At 58.5% G+C, this 20,425-nt stretch carries 19 protein-coding genes and 2 pseudogenes; 16 read left to right on the top strand and 5 right to left on the bottom strand.

Translation table 11 applies throughout. From position 1 onward, the window contains the following. The first annotated feature begins 2 nt into the window (after positions 1–2). From ACERK3_17240 to ACERK3_17300, 13 genes are all read left to right on the top strand, one after another. Positions 3–851 carry a hypothetical protein gene (locus ACERK3_17240; protein MFA9480025.1) on the top strand — a complete coding sequence of 283 codons (849 nt, stop codon included), beginning with the start codon at positions 3–5 and terminating at the stop codon, positions 849–851. 336 nt (positions 852–1,187) lie between these two features. Next, on the top strand, positions 1,188–1,919 hold the full coding sequence (locus tag ACERK3_17245; protein MFA9480026.1) for a type I restriction-modification enzyme R subunit C-terminal domain-containing protein: 732 nt from the start codon (positions 1,188–1,190) through the stop codon (positions 1,917–1,919). Beyond that, positions 1,919–2,644, top strand: coding sequence for a transposase (locus ACERK3_17250; GenBank protein MFA9480027.1), 726 nt, complete (start codon positions 1,919–1,921; stop codon positions 2,642–2,644). The genes ACERK3_17245 and ACERK3_17250 overlap by 1 nt, the downstream gene beginning before the upstream one ends. A 264-nt stretch (positions 2,645–2,908) precedes the next feature. Then, the gene (locus tag ACERK3_17255; protein ID MFA9480028.1) at positions 2,909–4,036 is read left to right on the top strand and encodes a LacI family DNA-binding transcriptional regulator; all 1,128 of its coding nucleotides are present in this window, start codon (positions 2,909–2,911) and stop codon (positions 4,034–4,036) included. A gap of 93 nt (positions 4,037–4,129) precedes the next feature. Further along, complete coding sequence (locus ACERK3_17260; GenBank protein MFA9480029.1) at positions 4,130–4,861, top strand: prepilin-type N-terminal cleavage/methylation domain-containing protein; 732 nt, start codon at positions 4,130–4,132, stop codon at positions 4,859–4,861. 222 nt (positions 4,862–5,083) lie between these two features. Beyond that, positions 5,084–7,498 carry a DUF4838 domain-containing protein gene (locus ACERK3_17265; GenBank protein ID MFA9480030.1) on the top strand — a complete coding sequence of 805 codons (2,415 nt, stop codon included), beginning with the start codon at positions 5,084–5,086 and terminating at the stop codon, positions 7,496–7,498. Between the two features lie 374 nt (positions 7,499–7,872). Next, positions 7,873–8,667: a creatininase family protein gene (locus ACERK3_17270; GenBank protein ID MFA9480031.1), complete on the top strand. Its 795-nt coding sequence runs from the start codon at positions 7,873–7,875 to the stop codon at positions 8,665–8,667. A 103-nt stretch (positions 8,668–8,770) separates the two neighbouring features. Then, entirely contained in the window at positions 8,771–9,712 is a 942-nt protein-coding gene (locus tag ACERK3_17275) for a dihydrodipicolinate synthase family protein (GenBank protein MFA9480032.1), read from the top strand. Beyond that, positions 9,709–10,578, top strand: a complete 870-nt coding sequence (locus ACERK3_17280; GenBank protein MFA9480033.1) for an amidohydrolase family protein — start codon at positions 9,709–9,711, stop codon at positions 10,576–10,578. The genes ACERK3_17275 and ACERK3_17280 overlap by 4 nt, the downstream gene beginning before the upstream one ends. Positions 10,579–10,642: 64 nt before the next feature. Next, positions 10,643–11,065, top strand: a complete 423-nt coding sequence (locus ACERK3_17285; GenBank protein ID MFA9480034.1) for a RidA family protein — start codon at positions 10,643–10,645, stop codon at positions 11,063–11,065. Between the two features lie 27 nt (positions 11,066–11,092). After that, a complete protein-coding gene (locus tag ACERK3_17290) occupies positions 11,093–11,989 on the top strand; it encodes an SDR family NAD(P)-dependent oxidoreductase (GenBank protein ID MFA9480035.1) in 897 nt (298 codons plus the stop codon). Next, complete coding sequence (locus ACERK3_17295; protein ID MFA9480036.1) at positions 11,982–13,145, top strand: enolase C-terminal domain-like protein; 1,164 nt, start codon at positions 11,982–11,984, stop codon at positions 13,143–13,145. The genes ACERK3_17290 and ACERK3_17295 overlap by 8 nt, the downstream gene beginning before the upstream one ends. A 97-nt stretch (positions 13,146–13,242) precedes the next feature. Continuing rightward, positions 13,243–14,145 carry a hypothetical protein gene (locus ACERK3_17300; GenBank protein ID MFA9480037.1) on the top strand — a complete coding sequence of 301 codons (903 nt, stop codon included), beginning with the start codon at positions 13,243–13,245 and terminating at the stop codon, positions 14,143–14,145. Here the strand turns inward: ACERK3_17300 and ACERK3_17305 are convergent. Continuing rightward, entirely contained in the window at positions 14,104–14,523 is a 420-nt protein-coding gene (locus tag ACERK3_17305) for a hypothetical protein (protein ID MFA9480038.1), read from the bottom strand. The genes ACERK3_17300 and ACERK3_17305 overlap by 42 nt on opposite strands. Positions 14,524–14,559: 36 nt before the next feature. Beyond that, a pseudogene (locus ACERK3_17310) lies at positions 14,560–14,907 on the bottom strand (zinc ribbon domain-containing protein). A gap of 40 nt (positions 14,908–14,947) precedes the next feature. On the opposite strand from ACERK3_17310, the gene ACERK3_17315 reads away from it, so the two are divergent. Next, a complete protein-coding gene (locus tag ACERK3_17315; GenBank protein ID MFA9480039.1) occupies positions 14,948–15,508 on the top strand; it encodes a hypothetical protein in 561 nt (186 codons plus the stop codon). A 320-nt stretch (positions 15,509–15,828) separates the two neighbouring features. Here ACERK3_17315 and ACERK3_17320 read toward each other — a convergent pair whose 3' ends face one another. Genes ACERK3_17320 through ACERK3_17330 form a run of 3 tightly spaced genes read right to left on the bottom strand, consistent with a single transcriptional unit; the run spans position 15,829 to position 18,305 of the window. After that, positions 15,829–17,559, bottom strand: a complete 1,731-nt coding sequence (locus ACERK3_17320; GenBank protein ID MFA9480040.1) for a hypothetical protein — start codon at positions 17,557–17,559, stop codon at positions 15,829–15,831. Between the two features lie 31 nt (positions 17,560–17,590). Continuing rightward, entirely contained in the window at positions 17,591–17,941 is a 351-nt protein-coding gene (locus ACERK3_17325) for a hypothetical protein (GenBank protein MFA9480041.1), read from the bottom strand. Continuing rightward, entirely contained in the window at positions 17,931–18,305 is a 375-nt protein-coding gene (locus ACERK3_17330) for a transposase (GenBank protein MFA9480042.1), read from the bottom strand. Before ACERK3_17330 ends, ACERK3_17325 begins: the two co-directional genes overlap by 11 nt. 433 nt (positions 18,306–18,738) lie before the next feature. Between ACERK3_17330 and ACERK3_17335 the strand changes: the two genes are divergently transcribed. Beyond that, on the top strand, positions 18,739–19,566 hold the full coding sequence (locus ACERK3_17335) for a hypothetical protein (protein ID MFA9480043.1): 828 nt from the start codon (positions 18,739–18,741) through the stop codon (positions 19,564–19,566). Between the two features lie 171 nt (positions 19,567–19,737). Further along, positions 19,738–19,857, top strand: a pseudogene (locus ACERK3_17340) (transposase). The last annotated feature ends 568 nt before the right edge of the window (positions 19,858–20,425 follow it).

A 20,425-nucleotide genomic window follows, 5' to 3' on the forward strand; every position in this document is an offset into this window, starting at 1 on the left:
CCATGAGCATGGCCAGAGAACAGACCCTGTGGCGACGGATGCGGTTCACACCCGTGAGCGATGCATTGCGTGGCCAACTGACCGGCCGACTCGACGTGGACCAGCTCATCGCTGAAGCCGGCCTGCCTGCCGAGCCAGCGCAGCGCGTGCGGGAGGTTGTATATCGCACCCGGCTGTGGCGCAGCGAAAAGATCGACGTGGCCACCGAGTTGATCGCCCACTTTCGCGATGGCTTGGATGATGATGTGCCCGTGGACGAACTGGTCGCCGGCTTCGGCGATGCGAAGCAGGCGGCCCGGCTGATCCGGCGGGCAAAGAAGCGCAATCGGCCGTGGCCGTGGCATGTCGCGCGGGCGACGAGCCTGGCGGTGTGCGTGCTGGTGGGCGTGTACGTGGTCGCTTCGATATTGTTGCTGATGGGTCGGCCGGCGGTGACGGTGGATTACGTGGCCCGGCTGAACGAGCCAGCGATAGCGGTGCCGGAGGCGGATCGGGCGTGGCCGATCTATCGCGAGGCCCTTCTGGCGGGAATGCGGGATTTGGATTTCGACGCCATGCGGGTTCAGCTCGAGCGTGGTCAGCGCGGGATTCGTGCCGGGGAGCCGGGATGGGGAGAGGCGGTGGTGTTTCTGGAGGATCATACTGACTTGCTTGAGCAGATTCGCACTGCGGCTGCGAAGCCGGGCCTAGGCTTGTCGATTGGACATAACTGGGACTTCACAGGCCTCGACCGCGAGGCTCTGCATGGCCCGATTCAAGGTGATCCGGTCAGCCCAGAAGGGTTTTATGAACAACTAGCCCAAGGGTCGCTTATCGGCGTAACACTCCCAAACGCGTCTATATATAGTTGAGTGAGCTATCGACAGACCCCGTGGGCAGACCACGCCACCCACGACGCTTGATCGATGGTTTCGTTGAGTCCCTTGCGGAATCGTTCAGTTGATAGGCGTCTTGTCGTCTCGTGGCCTTCCTCTTGCCACAACGGCTCAACTTACGTAGAGTGTGTTCGGTTTTTGATCGCCACTGTGCCGGGGAGTGAGTGAGGAGCCCGTGAGGGGGCCACGCTATCTTTTTGCCGACATGACGGTTTTCGCCAGCGTCGAGCAGCAGGAACAGCCCAGGCTCCGGGGCCACCCTATCGTCGTTCGCAGCATTCCCCGCATGAGTTTCATTCGATAGCACATGTCTTGGCATCGATCTGGAAAAGTTGGTCGGATCGCTCCTGCGGTTGTGACGAGCTGAATGACCAGCAGTTGGAGGAAATCGAACGGGAATTCGCCCGCCAGGCCCTCAAGCCGTTCCACAACCCCCGCCTGCGCGAAGCGGTGCTCACCGCCAGCCAGCAGTCCACCGAACAGGTGATCGACGAGATCAGCCGCGACCAGCTGCTCGACGCCGGCTACAGCGCCGCCGCGAAGGAGAAGGCCCAGACCCTGGTCAGCCACTTCCGCCAGTTCATCGACGAGCACAAGGATGAGATCGAGGCTTTGAAGCTGCTCTACAGCCAGCCGCACCGCGCCGGCCTGCGCTACGGCCAGGTCAAGGAACTGGCCCGCGCCCTGCGGCAGCCGCCGCTGTCGCTGAACACCGACCACCCCGAGCAGCCGCTTTGGCAGGCCTACCACGCCCTGGAGCCGGACAAGGTCAGGGGGCAGAACAAGGCCCTGGTCGACCTGATCGCCCTGGTCCGCCACGCCATAGAGCCCGCGACGCCGCTGTCGATCCTCCCTGGTCGTTCACTGATCCGCGATTATTACCCTCCGCCTTCAAGGTGGATCGACCAAACAAGTAACGTAACTCGAATTGTCAACCATGACGCGATACTAGCCCGGATTATGCATGGCCCCATTGAAAAAACGGCCTTCGTGTGTTCTAACTCGGTCACCACAACAGAGTTTGATCCGCACGGAGGCCGATGATGTCGCAGCAGACTGTCGGTCAGTTGACCTTTGAGTTTCTCCCACATTCGCCGGTCGTTGTCCAGTCGCATTCAGGGCAGATCAGCACCGATGCCGGGCTGCTGCCCATTCGCCAGTTCGATCAGCGCTGGTGTTATACGCAGCGCCTTGCGGCGTGCCTGAAGCAGGTCGCTCAGCCGTTGATGGATAAGGCGCAACGCCGCTACGACCACACGGGCGTGAAGCAGCGTCTGTTCATGCGCTTCCGCTACGCCGCGGAGAGTTGGCCGCACGAACGCACCGTGATCGCCAAGGCCGAGTGCCACGCCGGCGGCACGAACCTGCGATTCGTGATCACCAGCCTCGACGTGCCGGGCAAACGTCAGGTGCGGCAGACCTATGACGATTACGTGCAGCGCGGCGAGAGCGAGCAGCGGATGGACGAACTGAAAAACGGCCTGCATGCCGACCGCCTGAGTTGCCATCGCTTCAAGGCCAACTTCCTGCGACTGCTGCTGCACACCGCCGCGTTCAATCTGCTCAACGCGTTGCGTGATCACGCCGGCTTGCCGACGCTGCTGCGTCGCGCTCAGCCGGGCACGTGGCGAAGCCATGTGATCAAGGTGGCTGCGACGATCGTGCAGACGACGCGCCGGGTGTTGGTGTCGTTGGCGGCGCAGTGGCCGTTCGCCCATCTCAATCACGCGGTGTCCCGCCGTGCGTTGCAGAGCCTGCCGGCTCCCTGATCGCCCCGACAAGGCGAGATCATCGGCTGGGGGAAAGGGGGCGGTCCGCGCCGACCTCGGCCCAGCCCGCCTGAAATGCCGCCGCGTTCAAACATCACGCATCAATGACACGGCGACGAATAATGCGGGCTAGGGGCTCACACGTAGGAAGCTGTCTCCTCCTTCAGCCCAAGGAAATAATTCAGTATAATGAAATAATATTTGGTAAAGGTGTTGATTTTTTCTTTTTACCAATGTACTTTACGTGTAAACGAGGTGACAGGAATGCCCCCTACACGAACCCAAATCGCAAAGCGGTCGAACGTCTCCGTCTCGCTGGTTTCGCGTGTCTTGAATGGTGATCCGACGCTGCGAGTGCGGGAAGAAACCCGCAACCGCATCGTGGCGGTTTACAACGAAATGGGGGGGGGGGGAGACCCCGGGGAGGCAAGCGAAGCTGAGCAGGAACCGCGTCGAATTTCGCAGCGGCTGGCGCACAACATCGTATTGCCGATGGATCGGGCTTTCGAAAATCTGTCAAAGCCGCTGTTTACCAGCACGGTAGCCGTGCTCGTGCAGAATCTGCAGGCGGAACTTCAAAAGGCAGGCTTTCGCTTGAGCGTTGTCTTCTTCGATCCACACCGTCGTCGCCAATGGTTTAAAGAGCTGTTGGGTGCGAAAAACTACGGGGATGGCCTGTTGCTGCTGGGTGGCGTCCTGAATGACGAGTTTGCTCGGTTGCTCATCCGGAGCGGTTACCCACACGTCAGTATCGACTCTCGTGACGAGCAGCGAGGGGCTCATACGGTCATGGTGCATAGCCTTGGCGGAATGAGGCTTGCCGTTCAACATCTGCGCGAGTTGGGGCATCAGCGCATTGGCTTTTTGGGGCCTCGGGAAGCCCCGCGGTTACCCCAGTTTACCATGGCAATGTGTGAAGCCCATATGCCGATAGAAGAGGCCTGGCATTGTTTTGCTCCTGGTTACGATGTGGCGATGTCGGAAGATGATTGGCGAACGATCGGCCGGGATGTCATGGGGCATTGCATTGACGGTCGAGTCGCACGGGACGTCGGGCATGCGACGGCATTCATCTGCCACAACGACCGTCTTGCCTTGGGGGCGGTTGATGCGCTGCGGCAGCGCGGCTTGGAGCCGGGCAAGGATCTGTCTCTAGTCGGCTACGACAATATGGAAGATCGCATTCACGAAGCAGCGCCGGCTGTGCCGATTTTGAGCACGATCGACAATCCGATGGACCTTGTCGGGCAGATTTGCGCGCGTCGTCTGATCAACCAGATCGTACATGGCCAGCACGATGTCGTTCATGAGTATGTTCCTACAAAGCTGATCGTTCGCCAGACAACGGGGATATGCGTTGAATCGCAATCACACATGATGGTTGCGAGGTAACGGCAGGGGATAAGGCTTCTGTTGCCTGGCTTGATATAGAGTATCCAATCCATATTATCTTCATCACTTATCGTACCTGGAAGGAGCGTAGAGATGCGTCGAGAAAAGGGTTTTACGCTGATCGAATTGCTGGTGGTTATTAGTATTACCTCGCTATTAATCGCAATTCTCTTGCCGGCGCTGAGCGCCGCACGGAGGTCGGCGCAGGCGATCGAGTGCATGAGTAAGCTGCGGCAAATTGGGATAGGCATGCAAGTCTACAGTTTTGACCATGATGACTATTTTCCTCCGGCTCGATTCGAGTATCTCGGGACTACCAACTATTACTGGGCGCACATGCTCGATCGCCGTGAGTATTTCCCTGCCGGCGCAGACTGGGAAAATCACCTGTGCCCTCAAGCTCCGAACAAGGGGAGGACAGGTCTATTCGGCTTCCCCGGCTGGAACTGGTGGTTTACTTCCTACGGGTACAACATCCACTACGTCGGCGGATCCTACTTTGAGTCTGGAGTGAGTAATGACACGCCGGCAAAAACGATGCAAATTCGAAATCCGTCAACGACGTTGGTGCTTGCCGATGCGTCCAGTGCGAATGCTACCGGATACTTTGCCGACGAATACACGGGTTACAATCACATCTGGTCGACTTCCACGATCGCCAATTCCGGCCGACCGGATCCACGTCATAGCGACGCGGCGAACATCGCGTGGGCGGACGGGCACGCCAGTGCCGTGAAATCCCCCACAGGTCAGTGGCAAGGCCTGTATGAAGAAGGTGTGCTTGGGAACCCAAACTATGCTGGCAACGCTTGGGACCGAAACTAGATCACTCCGCACCGGATGTCCGCCGTCGGAGACACCGCGAAAGGATTCAGCATGGGTTTTTCAGAATGCGTAGCCGCGTTATCGAACGCGGTCGACTGCTCGAAACGGATCGGCTCCTCTGTACATGCGTGCCCGGAGGTCTTCGTCATATCTCGGGCTCCTGCCTGGATGCTGGCCATACTAGTCATGGCAAGCGTTGTGTCAGGCCATGAATCGCCAGCGATGACACTGGTGGATAGGGGCGAGGCGCGGGTCGTTGTGGTGGTGGCGGATGAGCCGACTGCCATCTCGCTTCTCGCCGTCGATGAACTGGTATTGCATGTGGAAAAGGCGACGGGCGTCACATTGCCTGTCGCTCGCGAGTCCAGCATTCCAGACGGCTATGGATCACGTCTCTACTTGGGGAACACCAAGGCTGCTGCCGCGCAAGGTATCGATTCTGAGAGCATGGAGCCGGATGCATTCCTGCTGAGGACGGTAGAGGCCGATCTGTATGTGGTGGGCAGAGAGGATGGCCTGCTTGTAAGTAAGCCAGTCATGTACGGCACCGGCTCGTATGGATACAGCGGAACACTGTTCGGCGTTTACGAAGTGCTGGAACGGTACGTGGGGGTGCGGTGGTTGTGGCCAGGTGATCTGGGTACCTATGTGCCCCGCACGAAGGCGGTGGTGATCGATTCGCTTGATGAAATGGTGCGAATGAAGCTGCAGCGCCGCCAATTCGGCGTGTCGTGGATTCGGAGGGCAGTTGAAAACTATTCGTCCCGCATGGAACGGATTGCCTTTTCGGAAGACGGGCTCCGAAACTACGCTCGAGACCTGGAGGTGTATCTGAGGCGGCACAGGGTTGGGGGCGACCGCTCCCATCCATATGTAGACCACCGCTTCCATGATTGGTGGAGTCGCTACGGAAAGGAACACCCCGAGTGGTTTATGATGAACAAGGCGGGCGAGCGCACGGGGCCAGCCTTGTGTGTGTCCAATCCAGACTTGCACCGTTTCATCGTGGATCAGGCTTGGGATGGCAGCGCCGAAGACCGATGGCATCTAAACATTGGAGAAGTCGATGTCCGGGTGTATTGCCAGTGCGAAACGTGCCTGGAGTGGGATCGGCCTCAGCCGAAGGGGTTTGCCGAATACTCTACATCGAATCGCTATGCCCGGTTTTGGAAGGCGGTGCGAGACCTGGCAGTGGAACGCAATCCGAAGGCGCTTCCTAAAACCTTTCTGTACATGAATTACACTCATGCCCCCACGATCGACATTGATCTTTCAGGTATCTATGGAGAGTTTGTTCCATGGTTTTCGGGATTTAATCCGTATTACCCAATGCCCGACAGGGAGCACGCATATCTGAAGCAGCAGTGGCGTGACTGGAGTCGGACTGGCATTACGATGGCGTACCGTCCGAACTATCTGCTGGGTGGGTACGTGTTGCCGCATCTGAGCACGTGGCAGGCTGGGGATATGTTTCAGTTCGCATACCGGCATGGAATGGTCGGCCATTACTATGATTCACTCTGGGGGCAGTGGGCAGTACGGGGGCCGATGTATTACATCCACATGCGCCTCTCAGCCGACCCGGAGGCGGACATCGAGGTGTTGCGTGAGGAATTTTTTTCCTCGTTCGGCCCAGCGGCAAAAGAAGTAGAAGCATATTTCAATTACTGGGAGTCATACTCTCGGCATGAAGCTCCAAGAGGTGGGGTGGATTGGCACGACCCAAGGCGGGCGCATATGGCCTATCCCCCAGAAGTGTTCGGTCCTGCCGAGCGGATTCTTGATAGGGCAATGAGCGCTGCGCGTGAGAGTGCGAGTAGCGAATTCTCTGAGCGCGTGGAGTTTCTCCAGTCGGGCTTGAAGCATACGCGGCTGTCATTGGAATTCATCGGCACGCTCGGGCATCAGGGTGCGATCCCTCGGGATGATAAGGAGCGGTTTCGTACCGTTCGTGAAGCGATGGAGAGGTTGGTTCAGTTTCGGCGTGCACACGAACACATGTATATCGCCGATTATGTCGCTGCTGCTACGATTGAGATGAATCGAATCGACTTGGACGTGCTTTATGAAGCGTTCGAAGATGTGAGGGTAGATGCCGCGTCTGACTCTGCTGAAATGCCTTGGGGGCAGTGGTACTTCCGAAAGGATGAGCAGGGTGTGGGTATAAAGCAGGAGTGGTTTATCGCAGACCTGGATAAGACTAGCAAAGGCATTCAACAGTACGACGATGGCGGCGTTGCGTACTTGATCGACCGTCAGTACTGGATGCCTGTGCGGGTGCCTGCCCGACTGTCCGAAACGCCTGCGGGGGACTACCTGGGCTACGGCTGGTATGTAACTACATTCAATATGCCCAAGTTATGGACGGAACAGTCGGTGCGTCTGCGGTTTGAAGGCGTTGACGAACAAGCGTGGGTCTATGTCAACGGGAAGATGGTTGGCGAGCATACGGTCGAATCTGAGAACAAGCCTGTCGAGGAACTTTGGGACCGTCCGTTTGAAATAGAAGTGGCCTCGGAAAGCTTTATACCGAATGGTGAAAACCTGCTTGTCGTGCGGATACACGCTTCGTCTGGAGCTGCAGGGATATGGGGCCCCGTTCAGGTGTATGTGATGGACGCGGAGCCCGCTGACTAAACGTGGGGAAGACAAACAGGGCGTAAGTCGTATTGTCTGAAAACGAGGCAGGGATCCCGGCCCGCTGTGTGTTGAGCAGGAGTCGGAGTACGGGCGGGTGGATGCGTGCCGAGCCCCTACGGCGACGGGGCCAGGGACGGTTTTCCGAAGTGCTTCGCCTGACCGAGCGCGAGCGTCGCGACGTGGGCGACTTTCTCGTCCGGCATGCCGGCCGGCCTCGCTGGGGCTGATGCTGATCGGCGGCGCGTGTATGATGCTGCGGCGCAGGCACGGCGTCGCGTGAGTTGACGGAATGTTTCTGTTTATCGCAGGCGCAAGAGCGCGACTGGCCGTGCTCTTGCGTCCTTCGTTCGCTTGTTGTGAAGGGCGTGGTGATGTGGTGGCATGAGACATCCTGGCCGACGATAGACGCGTTGCCGAAGGATCGGCCGGTGGTGATTCCGCTTGGTGCCTGCGAGCAGCACGGCCGACACCTGCCCGTGTTCGTTGACACGATTCAGGTCACCGCCATCGCCGAGCAGGTCGAGCGTCGCCTGGCCGAGCAGGTCATCGTTACGCCCACGTTCTGGCTGGGCTCGTCGCATCATCACCTGGACTTCCCTGGCACGGTCAGCGTTCGGCCGACGCTTTACACCCAGGTGATCCAGGACGTCGCACGCAGCATCCTCCGCGCCGGCTTCCGACGCTTGTTCTTCCTCAACGGCCACGGCGGCAACGAAGTGCCCGGCGCTCAAGCCTTGGCGGACCTGGTTGCCACGGACGACCTGGCCGACGCGGCGCACCTGACCTTCGCCTCCTGGTGGCAGGTCGGCGGGCAGAGTCTCAAAGCCGATCGGCACGATATGGCATCGCCCCAGATTACGCATGCCTGCGAATATGAAACCTCGATGATGCTGTTCCTTCGCCCCGACCTCGTCCAGCAACAGTTGGCACAGGACGTTGAATTGGTGCTCGACAAGCAGTGGTGCGTCACCGGCGGGGTTAAGGTGTTCCGCCGATTCCATCGCCTCACCGACACGGGCAACATGGGATCGCCTTCGACTGCCAGCAGTGAAAAAGGCCAATCCATCTGCAATGCCGTAGTGGATGACATCGTGGCGTTCCTTGAGTCATTCGCTGGATGGCCTGACCTGCCGGCCCAAGGCCCAGTCCGCCAGGGTGGCCAGTGACTGCCGAATACGATCCGTACAATCCACTTTTGGCCTGAGCATGACGAACTCATGCAAGCGTCGTATCAATCACGAATCACCGCTACGAATAGGAAATGTTGCCATGGGCGGCCCTGACGTCAACCCGACCAAGAACCTTCGCGGTGTGCTGCCTGTCTTTCAGATGCCATACCACGATGACGAATCGATCGACTACACAACGCTCGATCAGCACATCGACTGGATCTACGAGCAAGGGGCCCACGGCCTCGTGTTCGCCATGGTTTCGGAAGTGCTTCGCCTTTCCGACAGGGAACGACGTCAGGTGGCAGAGCATCTTTGCAAGACCAACCGCGACCGGGGGGCCGTGATCATCAGCGTTGGCGCGGAAAGCACCCACACGGCCTGCGAACTGGCCCGGCATGCCGAATCGGTCGGCGCCGATGCGATCATGGCCATCCCCCCCGTCTCGACCGCTATCGACGAAGCGGAACTGCGTCACTACTACGACCGCCTCGCAAATGCGTTGACCATTCCCGTCATCGTCCAGGACGCCAGCGGGTATGTCGGCAAGCCCATGTCGATCGACTTCCAGGCGGCGCTGCGCCGCGACCTGGGCGACCGCATCATGTTCAAGCCCGAAGCCACTCCCATCGGCCCGCGGCTGTCCGCCCTGCGTGAAGCAACGGCAGGTCAGGCTGACATCTTTGAAGGCACGGGGGGGATCGCCCTGGTCGACAGCTACCGTCGCGGCATCGTCGGAACCATGCCCGGCGGCGACCTCGTCTGGGCCCTCGCCGCGTTGTGGCAGGCGCTGGAGGCCGGCGACGACCAGCGCACTTACCGTATCTCGCTGCCGCTCTCGTCACTGGTGGCGATCCAGACCAGCCTCGACAGCTTCCTCGCGGTCGAAAAGTACCTGCTGCAGAAACAGGGCGTGTTCCCGAACACAGTCGTGCGCGGGCCGCGCGGCTACCAGCTCGATGAGGAAACCCGACAGGAGGTCGATCGACTGTTCGATCTGCTCACCGCTTCGGTCTACGACATGGCAGGGGAGTCGGCATGATCATTGACGTGCACAGCCACGCGTGGCAGTACCCGCGCCATTTCAATGATGACTTCCGCGAGCAGGCCCGCCAGGCACGCAACGGTGAGGAAGTCGACCTGACCGTGCAGTACGAGGCCTACGCCGCCGCTGCACCCGCCGAGACGCGCAACATCGTGTTTGGGGGCAAGGCGCGATTGTCCGGCCTGTGGGTCGACGACGACTATGTCGCCGACTACGTCGCCCGCCACCCCGACCGCGTGCTCGGCTACCTCTCCGTCGATCCCACGCAGGATGGCTACGAAAAAGACATGCGACGCGGCCATGAGGAGCTGGGCCTTTGTGGCATCAAGCTGTTGCCGATGTACGCCGGCTTCGAGCCGCAGGACGATCGGCTCGACCCGCTGTGGCGATACGCCGCCCGTCATCGCCTGCCCGTGTTGTTGCACACGGGCACGACCTTCATCCGGCAGGCGCCGCTGCATTGCACCTTGCCCCGGCACATCGATGCCGTGGCCCGACGCCATCCCGACGTGACGATTGTCATGGCTCACCTGGGCCACCCGTACGAAGGCGAGTGCGTGGCTGTGATTCGCAAGCATCCCAATGTCTATGCCGACATCAGCGCCCTGCACTACCGCCTCTATCAGCTTTACAACAGCCTGATGCTGGTACAGGAGTACGGTGTGTGGAACAAGCTCCTGTTCGGCAGCGACTATCCTTTCACCACCGTCAACGCGTCAATTGAGGGCCTGCGACACCTCAACGACATGGTCGAGGGCACGTCTCTGCCTCGGCTGGACGAAAAGCAGATCGAAGCGCTGATCCATCGCGACAGCCTGCATCTGCTGGGCCTGGCGGACAAACTGCGTTCAGCATCCGCGTAACGCGAGCCGTACGATAAACGCCGGGCAGCCGTGCCTGGTTGAATAAGCAGACGGAAGGACAACAATGGACGCAACGATACAACCGCAATGCAAAGCTCCGGTGTTTCCCAATGGGCAGGACACATCGGTCGCGCCGTATTCGCCGGGGCTGCGTGTCGGGCCGTGGGTCTTCGTGTCCGGACAGGGGCCGTTAAACTTTGAAACGATGCGTTTTGAAACGGATCGGGGCATCGAGCACGAGGCACGACTTACGCTTGAGAACGTGCGATCCGTGCTGGAGGCGGCCGGTTGCAAACTGACCGACGTGGTCAAGGTCACGGTCTACTTGCAGAACATGAACGACTTTGTCCGGTTCAATGAGGTCTACAAGCAGGTTTTCGCTGAACCCTGGCCGGCTCGCACCGCGGTGCAGGCGGTGCTGGGCGCGGGAATCTCCATCGAAATCGACGCCATCGCCATTGCCGGCTGCGGCAGCGACGGGGCTTGAACATGACACGCGGAAAGGAACACAGCGATGGCCGAGCCGTTGCAGGTATTTAATCAATCGTGCTTCGCCGGGCGGGCGTATGGCGTGACTGGCGGGTCGCGTGGCATTGGCAGGGCGGTGGTGCAGGGACTGCTCGATTGCGGCGCCTCGGTCATGACGCTGGCACGCGACAGCGCGACCCTGGAACGGCTCGAAGCGTCCTTGCCCGACGAGCAGCGGGCGCGTCTGCTCTGGCGTGCCGCCGACGTGAGTTACGCCGACGTGTTGCGTGAAGCGGTCGATGCGGCCGGCGAGAAGTTCGGCCGAATGGACGGCTGGGTCAGCAACGCCATGTGCAACCCCGGCCAAAGCCTCGCCGATCATGACGAAAGCAGCTTCGAGCAGGCGTGGCAGGTCAACACGCTGGCCGCCTGGCGTGCGGCGAAGCTGCTGCAACCGCACTTCGAGCGGGTCGGCGGCGGCGCGCTTGTTCACGTCAGCTCTGTCATGGCCCAGCAGACCGTGCCCAACCAGACCGCCTACACCAGTTCCAAGGCCGCCCTGGAAGGCCTCACCCGCGCATTGGCGGTGGAGCTTGCCACGCTGCGCGTGCGGGTGAACACCGTGGTCGCCGGTTTCGTGTTGACCTACTCCGGCATGCCTGATCGCGAGTCGTGGACCGAGCGTGAGCGCCTCGCCGCCGAGGTGGTCGAGGAGGTGAATTACCATTCCCACCCCTGGCCGGGCGCGGGAATGCCGGAGGACGCGGCCGCCACCGTGCTCTTCCTGCTCTCCGATGCAGCTCGATTCGTCACCGGCACCACGCTGGTGGTCGACGGCGGCATGACCGTGGACCTGCGCCTCTTGGCCGATACCCGTCGAGTGGCAGCGGCCCAGCGGATCGGGCAACTTCAGCAAAAGCAGGAGGAGTTTGGCGATGAGTAATGTTGTCGCGACACCACGCGTGGTCCGTGTGCGGGCATGGGAAGTGGTCGTGCCCGTCGTGCCCGGCGCGGTGAACAGCCCCGCGTTGGAGGACGCTGCCGAAAGTGAGCCGTGGGATGCCGCGCCGATCGTGCTGGTGGAGTTGACGTTCGATGACGGCGTCATCGGGCTGGGCGAACTGCCGCGCGATGTGACACTCAAAACCGTGGACGCGTCATTGGCGAGGCTGGTCGGTCTGACCTGCCCCGGACCGTCGATGGCAGCACAGCCCAGTGCCTGGCGGCCCGGCAACATGTTCGGCCTGCATCAACTCATGCCCGCCCCCGCCTGGCAATCCACGCAACTCGCTGCGGCGGCACTGGAGACGGCGCTGCTTGACGCGACCGGCAAACGCCTGGGCTGTCGCGTGGTCGACTTGCTCGGCGGGGCTGTGCGGCAGCGCGTCAGTGTCGACTACTGGTGCGGTCGCCAGACGCCAGCCGACCTGGAAGTCATCGTGGGCCGAGCGCTTGAGCACGGCTTCCGGGGCTTGAAGATGAAGTCGCGTCTCGGCGACCCTGTCATTGAACAGCTGCGCGTCATTCGCCAGATCGCCGGCGAGGGCTTCGCCGTCACGATCGACCCGATGTTTCAATGGCTTTCGCCCGCCCACGTCCTGCCGATGGTCAAGGCCATCGATCATTGCAACCTGGCGGTAAAGTTGGAAGACCCATTCCCGCAGGATCAGCCGCAGATGTGGCAGCGCTTGCGCGACGCGGTGGCGACACCGCTGATCTGGCATGCCCGCGATGCGGTGTCGTTGCGTCGCGGATTGCAGGCTCGTTGCGTTGACGGCTTTAATGCCTCCGACGGCTACTGCTGGGGCTTCCTCGGCCAGGCCCACGCCCTTGAAGCTTTGGGCTTGCCGTGCTGGCAGGGATCATCCATCGAACTGGGCGTCGCCCAGGCGGCCCGGCTGCATGCCTGCGCCGCAGCGCCGGCATGTGTCTGGCCCAGCGATCTTGTCGGCGCCGCCATCCGCCAGCACACCCTGACCACTTGGGACTGGCCCTACGACGCAGGTTACTTGCCACTGCCCACGGCTCCCGGCCTCGGCGTCGAACTCGACTACGACGCCGTCGCTCATTTCGCACAAGTCGCATGCGATCATGAATAAAATCGTACGACTCACGTCGACACGGTTCGCCACGCGTGAGGCGTGTCGTTGAGACGCCTGGTAAAAGGTTGACGGGTCTGTTCCGTAGAAAACCTTGGTGGCCGCGTCTGAGGGGCATGGCATTGTGGGTAAGTACGAGCAGCAGCAGCTCGCGGCTCTGACTCCAGTACCTCCATCCGGCAACGGCATGCCCCAGGTTGCGCTTGATCATGCTGAAGATCGTCTCGACCTGCCAGTGCTGGCCGAAGTGAATGCTTTGGTGGTTGCGGAACAGCCGTTACATCAATCGACGGTGGCCTCGGATTTGAACAAGCTCGACGGCCTGACCATGATCCTGCCCGAGCAGTTGCCCGAGGCGATCTGCCACCTGAAGCTCACCGACCTGACGGGCATCGCGGCCAACATGGAGCGGCGGCTGCATGCGGCGGGTATCACCACGGTGGCTCAGTTGTGCCAGGCTGCCGAAGCGAATCTGGCCGAGGCCTGGGGCAGCCAAGTGCTCGGCTCGATCTGGTTTTCGCAGTTGCGGGGCCACGACCTGCCCCGGCGATCAACCCGCCGGCAGACGGTTGGCCACTCGCATGTGCTGCCGCCGGAGTGGCGCAGCGAGGAGCGTGCCCATGCCGTGGCGGTGCGGATGCTGCACAAGGCCGCCGCCCGCATGCGGCGGCTGGGCTACCGGGCCGGCTACCTGGTGCTGTCCATCAGCTATCTCGATGGTCGTCGGTGGGACCAGCGGACGGGACTGGGGCTATGCCGTGACACGTTGACAATGGTGCGGGCACTGGGCCCACTGTGGTCGACCAGGCCGGTAGGCGTGCCACTGAAGGTCGGCATCGTGCTCACGCATTTGGTGCCCGAAGGCTCGGCCACGCTGCCGCTGTACGATGACCAAGCTCACCTCGACGTGCTCGCTGACGCCATGGATCGGCTCGACCAAAAGTACGGGCAGCACTGCCTATTCCTGGGCGGGATGTTCACTCGTCAACGTGACGGTTAGGCCATGATGATTAATCAGTGACGTGATCAGGTGTTTGCCCTGGTCCTCGCTGTTGTTTGCAAGTGTTGCGAGTGAAGCCAGGTGGTGGGCCACCTGTTCTCGTGTGATGCATAGGGGGTGGTCATTCTCGGGTGGTGCTTCCGGTGGTGAGTTGGCCACTTGCTCGTCTAGCTGCTTGATTCGGTTTGTAAGCTGGGTAATGCGTTGCCACGCAGCCTCGCGTTCAATGCCGGTGATTGCGTTGTCGTGGCGTTCATACCAACGTTCGAGATTCACGCGAGCTCGCTCTAGCTCCTCGCCAGGGGTTGGCTCTATGTCGAGTAAATCCTCTTGTTGTGCAGCGGCGAGGCGCTCGGCGGCTTCGTAAACACGGTCCACCAGCGATTCAGAGCTTAAGAGCTGATTCAAAGCAGACCAGAATGTCTGGTCTGCGCGTTTGAGGTTAACACGTGGTCGATCGCAACCGCCTATTGCCTCGGGGCCGAAGGTGCGCCGTCGAATGCATGCGTAATAGGCATGGTCCGTCTTGTTGTGAGTGCTTGCGGCTCGCATTGGACTGCCGCAACTGCATTGCAAGACGCCAGAGAGGGCGTATCGACGTGTTGCGGTGGAAGCGTTGCCGCGTCCGGATTTGTGCAGGATTCGTGACTCTCGGATGGCTTGGGCACGTTGCCACTCTGCTTCGGATACCTGCGGCTCATGCGACCACAGGGGATTCTCGTTCAACTCGATGCGCGTTCCCCGCTCATGGCAGTGGTACAAATCCTGTTACGACTGGATGAGGAATGGGAGGGATGGATCGTTGCTTATTCGTCCCGGTCGTACCGATTACTGGGAAGGTGTGATTCACTTCTGTGAGCCAGAGGAGTTTGCAGCCATCCACCGAGACGACCGGATTAAGGCCTGTTCGACCGGTTACTTTAAACGACCCGCTGTGTGTCTCACCGAAGCCACTCAAGGCAATTGGAGTGAATTACAGCGCGTGCATGGTCCCTTCGGCTACGTCTTCAGAAAACGACAGCTCATTGAGATTGGTGGAGCTCCTGCAATTTACATGCCCTATAACCTTCTTGAGGCTCAAAAGGTCATTGGTTTTAGCGACAAAGTAAAGCCCTTCGTCAATCTGCTCCACCTGCGCTCGACAGATTTATCAGGCCCACCACGCCACGATTACCTGCATGAACGCGAATGGAGGGTGCCGCATGACATTGTGTTTAACAATGCTGAACCTTTCGGGGTTATCGTTGACTGGAGCCAGTTTTCGATAGCAACGCCGAACTGGGAGCATGTGTGGAGCGCACTGATGCGCTTTGAGGAGCTAGATGGCGACGGTTCGCCTGAGTCGGTCGCGTCGACGCCATAGCGTAGAGTGGCTCTTGCATCCACGAGACTTGGCGCTATGTTGCATGTTGGTGTTGATCCCGAACAAGTTCGCAGTTTCATGTTTTCTGTAGGTGAATCGATAAGTGGATCAATCGAAGGCAAGGCGCCGAATGCAACTATGATGGGGGAGGGAGGTGTGGCATAAGAAATAAGGGTAGGGGATGGCGGTATAACCTCTGCTAGCCAACTACAAACCGGAGGGCACGGTGCTGATGTAGTATCTGGTACGTTCCGCGATCTCGACATCGCTTGACAGTGTGAATGTCGGTACCAAGTGTCTCATATTGCATGTAGCGGATGTTACCAAGCCTTTCCGTATCTGAGGTATGTGCTAATACGACGTTGAATTTTCGGGTTTCCAAAATAGTCTGAATGACGGGCTGTAAAGACACGATTGTGATCAATTACGTTTGCAAGCCAACGTTTCGGCTGCGAGGGGTAGCTCTCATCAGCGAGGATGTACTGTTGTTTAGTCCCCACAACCCAATCGTGCTGTCGGCCGAGGATTGGCTTGATGGCCAGATCCAGTCCACGTTGAAGCCAACGTGCGATCAGTCCATTATGTGACACAAGTTCACGCTGGAAGTTGCCCACGATCGGCAGAAATTGCGGAAATGGCTGATTCGGCTTTTCAAGCACCGCAGCAAGCCGATTGCTCTGCGGCGTCATCAATCGGCAGCCCGGTTGATTTAGGAACCACTTTGCTGAGTGCTGTGCTACGGCTAAGATGGCCGCTCGGGTCGGCCCTGCGGTGCCCGAATTGATTGCACGCAGCACTGAGAGCCCTTTAGCGACGCGACTGCCAGCCGTGAAGTAACCAACTCCGTTAGCACACGCCACGAGCGCGCCACGCTGGACAGGGAAAGCATCTTCATATAACGAAAGCCACTTACCAAGCAAGCCGCCACGGCTATGGGTAATTAGGTCCAGAGGCTGTTCGAATATGAAACCTCGCGGCAGGCGCGACTGGAGTGCGGCGGCGTTCGACTTGGCGTCCTCAGACAAGGTCGGATGATCGAATGCCAGAATCTGCGGGTACTTATTCCTGCTTGTCCCATATTGATCCGCTAGCCACGAGTTAGGTGCATCGGCGAGTAGGTGAGTAAATGCCTGTGTAGTGGACGAGAATGTCCCGTGTAGTATCAGAAGTGTAGGCACGTCTTTCCGGATGAGATCAGGGTAGGCTGGTATGAAGGTTCGCCTAGCGGGGTTCCATGTTAGCAACTCGTGTTTGTTGCCGAACAGGTGATAACTAATGCGGTCAACGATGCTCGTGCTGTCGCCATGGTTATAACGATTAAATGTTAGCACCTTAAGTACCATACGCTGCCGACCAAGCGCCTGGCCAAGCTGTACCATCTCATCATCGTCGTTGACGTCAGTCAGTATGTGAGATGGCAGCAGAGGGATGTCATAGATCAGACGGTCTCGATTCCGGCAGTCGTGACCTTTGGTTGGTTGTGGCTGAAGGTACTCAATGTCACTTTCGTCACGGGTCTTTCTGGTACGTCGGTTACTGTCGAGAGGCTCATGTTGGTAATAGATTAGCGCTCCTTGGTCGGGCCTCAGGAACAGAGTTAATCGCAGTTGAGGTAGGTGATTAGGATTGAACCGATCAGGAAGGCATTTCACAGCGCTGAAGACTACATTGTCGAGGTTAATAAATCTTTCGCGTACACGGTGCTTGCCCTCTCCACTTTCGGGCACGGTGGAGCGAATCAGCTCGATCTCGCGGCATGTGGCTTCAGTGGATTCGATAGGAACCGAATGGAGGTTGCCTTCGCGTGAGAACTGAATCTCTCCCCGCCATGCCAGTGGTGACCGACCATTGGCCATGCTCAACGTTGCCCAGCATAAGGGACTATCTTTGCCTGTTTCTCCCCGAATACGACGGCGGATGTGCCGCCTGGCCCTGGTGATATCCAACCTCCCTGCCTGTGACTCCGCTCCAAGTGCCAGCATCGGCGGCATCTCCCCAACCCGAATGTAAGACAAATTAGCTTGATTTGTGTCAACTTGAAATCGACGCATGGACGCCCCCTTCTAAAGTGGCCTAATGCATTTAGACGTGCTTGGAGAAGCAGCCATTGTAAGTAGGACGATACTGCTTGACGGTACGGCAGGTCAAGCTATTTCTGCACATCATCAACATGGTGGCATGCTTGGTATCGTTGACTCTACGCTCCACGTTGTGCATGGCACGCTGTGTGTACGGAAACTTGAGTCGCGGGGGAATAATCCGTGCGGTGCCTTTGTCGCCAGAGACCGCTACGGGCCAGGAGGTCCGCTGATCCTGCTGATCGAGCAAAGCTTCGTCGGCACCGACCAGCAACGTGCCCAACGTCGCGGCCTTGTGCGTCTGGCCGGCAGTAAGATGAAAGTGAAGCGGATGGCCGTGGGCGTCACAAAGCACATGGATTATGGTGGTCAGCAGCCGCGGCTTCGGTCCAGTGCGTAGTCCGTCGGCTCGTCCGGGTCCCTTTATTTCCGCCGCCCGAAGCGCAGTTGTGGGCCCGCGCCGCGGTGGCGTCGATGCACCACAGTTTGCCGTCGATCTCGACCTCGCATTGCATGTGTTGCAGCAACACCGCGAGGATTCCATAGGCGTTCCACTTATCGAACAGGCCGCACGCCGTGGCCCAAGCGTAGAACCTAGTGGGCAGGTCGCGCCACGGCAAGCCGGTGTTGAGAATCCAGTGCACACGCAAAGCCACCTGCCGGCGATCGCGAGGGCGGCCGTCCCGTGGCTTTGCGTGTGCCGAAAACAGATCAGCCACACGCAACAGTGCTCATCTGTGGGCCAATGTCGTTCCATGACGTGCCCGTTCAGAGGATGTGTTACTCTCTGGTATGGGCTCGACGAAGCCAAGTCCGACAAAACCAGGGTTAAAAAGTCCTTGCCATGATTGACGTACCGGGGGTATTGTAGGCGTCGCAGTCGAAAAGCGGCTGGGTGGCCTCCATGATCCAGGTGGTGCCTTGGAGGGAGTTACCAACTGAATATCAAACACAAATAAATAGTCATCAATCCAACCCGTATGGTAGTCCGACTTAGGTATTTTCCGACGCTCGGATGAGAGGATTCCGCCGGATACGATCACACTTGGCCATAGAGCCCATTCAGCTATCGGAGTTGGCGGGAGACAGGATATGGATGAGCACTAGGTGGCTCCATTCCTAAAACATAGAAACATTACCGGAGGGTAAGGTATGACGACTGTTGATGCTGTATTGAGAGTTGGCCAAAAACTAGATCATTATGCAGGGGTATGCATTATTCTAGGAGTGTTTGTATTGTTTGGCGGCAACGGGATCCTTAGCATTGGTGGCTACTCAATCGAATTGGCAAGGTATGCTCCCGCTTCCATTGGTACAATCGCCACGATGATTGGGGCGGTGCTAATCCTGGCTCCGCTTTACGTACTATTAGTGAAATGGTTAGGGTATCCAGCACAGAGAAGATTCTTGAATTGCGTATTTATAATACTACTCGTGTATTCTCTTGCGTACATCACCTATTCTAGTTTCTTTTCACGACCCGGTAATCCGGTGCATGAGTGGGGGTACTCTTTAAGCCAGAATCGATTCTGGATGGAGGTAGCAGCTAACGAATTGCGTCGCCATGAGGGACGTTCGCTCGTCTTGGTAGTGAAAAGTCCGGGATCTGAAACTGGCATCGGTCCGCATGTTACCTGGGTGAGGAATGATAGCTGGCAAGTTAGTCAGGGGGCATTTCGGTTTTCCGTGGATAATGTGAGTATCAAAAATGACGTGAGGCTTGGAGATCGGATTCAAGGGTTCTTATATTCTATTCCCAGAGACGCGTCGTTAGAAGAAGCACGTACTCTCTCCGACATTCAGGATGTGGGAGGGCAACAGCTGGCCTATCGATGGGCCACTGTGTCAATTCGTTCTTATTCTTTTGACGAATGGGAAAATGCACTTAACAGTATGCCCTCATCACTGTCAAGTGAGTTGGAAGCATATTTAAAGAACTATGGGCGAGACGTCGATAGCGCCCGTGACCTTGCCCCTTGAACCGAGACCGGGCTTTATGTATCTCTTCACTGGCTTGATTGCATATAGGAAAGGGCAATCGCGATGGCTTAAACACGTCACACGCCGGATTAGATCTTTGCCAAGCCGCCGAAAGCGGAGGTGCTGCTTGCTCGCGGCATGAAGGTGCCGGAAGTGGTGCTTCAAATCAGCGTGACGGAGCAGGCCTACTATTGCTGGCGCAATGAGAAGGGCGGGCTGTGCGCCGATTAGGCCAATCGCACGAAGGGTTTGGAGAAAGAGAATGCTCGGCTGAAGAAGCTGCTGGCCGATGTGTGCCCTGGACAACGACATTCTCAACTCGGCGCTGGACCCTTCCATCACGACCGGGATAAGCGTGGGCGTGTGCTGCACTGGCTGGTGATCGAGGACGAGTTCACGCACGAAGGTCTGGCAGTCGAGGTGCGCCGCTCGTTCAAGGCGATCGTTGGACATACCTCCGCTCCAGCCCGTGCATGTCCAGCTATAGAGTCAGCCATCAACCCTCCATGGCTCTAATCAAGGCAGGCACATATTGTCAGGCAGGTCACCCGTCTCCAAAACACCCGTTACCATTATCTCCTCCGCAGCTTTGGGGGGCGTCGATCAGGTTTCCCGTTCCCATAAATGTTGCGGCTGTCAATGTCAAAATGCTCAAAGCAATCAAAAATGATTTCATGATGATCCCCTTTGCGTGTCATTAACTTCCGCTTGTGATCTGCAAGTGTCAGCGTACTGAGATTACGTACGACTGGCGGGTTCTGAAGGTTCAATGTTCAAGCTGAGCACTTGATTTCAACCTAATACAGAATTATTGAATACATTGCTGGTGTCGGGGTAAATGATGCAATCGAAAGTCTTT

The organism is Phycisphaerales bacterium AB-hyl4 (assembly GCA_041821185.1).
Taxonomy (GTDB): Bacteria; Planctomycetota; Phycisphaerae; order Phycisphaerales; family Phycisphaeraceae; genus Natronomicrosphaera; species Natronomicrosphaera hydrolytica.

Excerpts from the sequence above, each read along its gene's own strand:
- ACERK3_17285 (MFA9480034.1), top strand. The coding sequence starts at position 10,643 with ATGGACGCAACGATACAACCGCAATGCAAAGCTCCGGTGTTTCCCAAT.
- ACERK3_17280 (MFA9480033.1), top strand. The coding sequence starts at position 9,709 with ATGATCATTGACGTGCACAGCCACGCGTGGCAGTACCCGCGCCATTTC.
- ACERK3_17270 (MFA9480031.1), top strand. The coding sequence starts at position 7,873 with ATGTGGTGGCATGAGACATCCTGGCCGACGATAGACGCGTTGCCGAAG.
- ACERK3_17335 (MFA9480043.1), top strand. The coding sequence starts at position 18,739 with ATGACGACTGTTGATGCTGTATTGAGAGTTGGCCAAAAACTAGATCAT.
- ACERK3_17250 (MFA9480027.1), top strand. The coding sequence starts at position 1,919 with ATGTCGCAGCAGACTGTCGGTCAGTTGACCTTTGAGTTTCTCCCACAT.
- ACERK3_17255 (MFA9480028.1), top strand. The coding sequence starts at position 2,909 with ATGCCCCCTACACGAACCCAAATCGCAAAGCGGTCGAACGTCTCCGTC.
- ACERK3_17265 (MFA9480030.1), top strand. The coding sequence starts at position 5,084 with ATGACACTGGTGGATAGGGGCGAGGCGCGGGTCGTTGTGGTGGTGGCG.
- ACERK3_17275 (MFA9480032.1), top strand. The coding sequence starts at position 8,771 with ATGGGCGGCCCTGACGTCAACCCGACCAAGAACCTTCGCGGTGTGCTG.
- ACERK3_17320 (MFA9480040.1), bottom strand. The coding sequence starts at position 17,559 with ATGCGTCGATTTCAAGTTGACACAAATCAAGCTAATTTGTCTTACATT.
- ACERK3_17295 (MFA9480036.1), top strand. The coding sequence starts at position 11,982 with ATGAGTAATGTTGTCGCGACACCACGCGTGGTCCGTGTGCGGGCATGG.
- ACERK3_17260 (MFA9480029.1), top strand. The coding sequence starts at position 4,130 with ATGCGTCGAGAAAAGGGTTTTACGCTGATCGAATTGCTGGTGGTTATT.
- ACERK3_17290 (MFA9480035.1), top strand. The coding sequence starts at position 11,093 with ATGGCCGAGCCGTTGCAGGTATTTAATCAATCGTGCTTCGCCGGGCGG.
- ACERK3_17240 (MFA9480025.1), top strand. The coding sequence starts at position 3 with ATGAGCATGGCCAGAGAACAGACCCTGTGGCGACGGATGCGGTTCACA.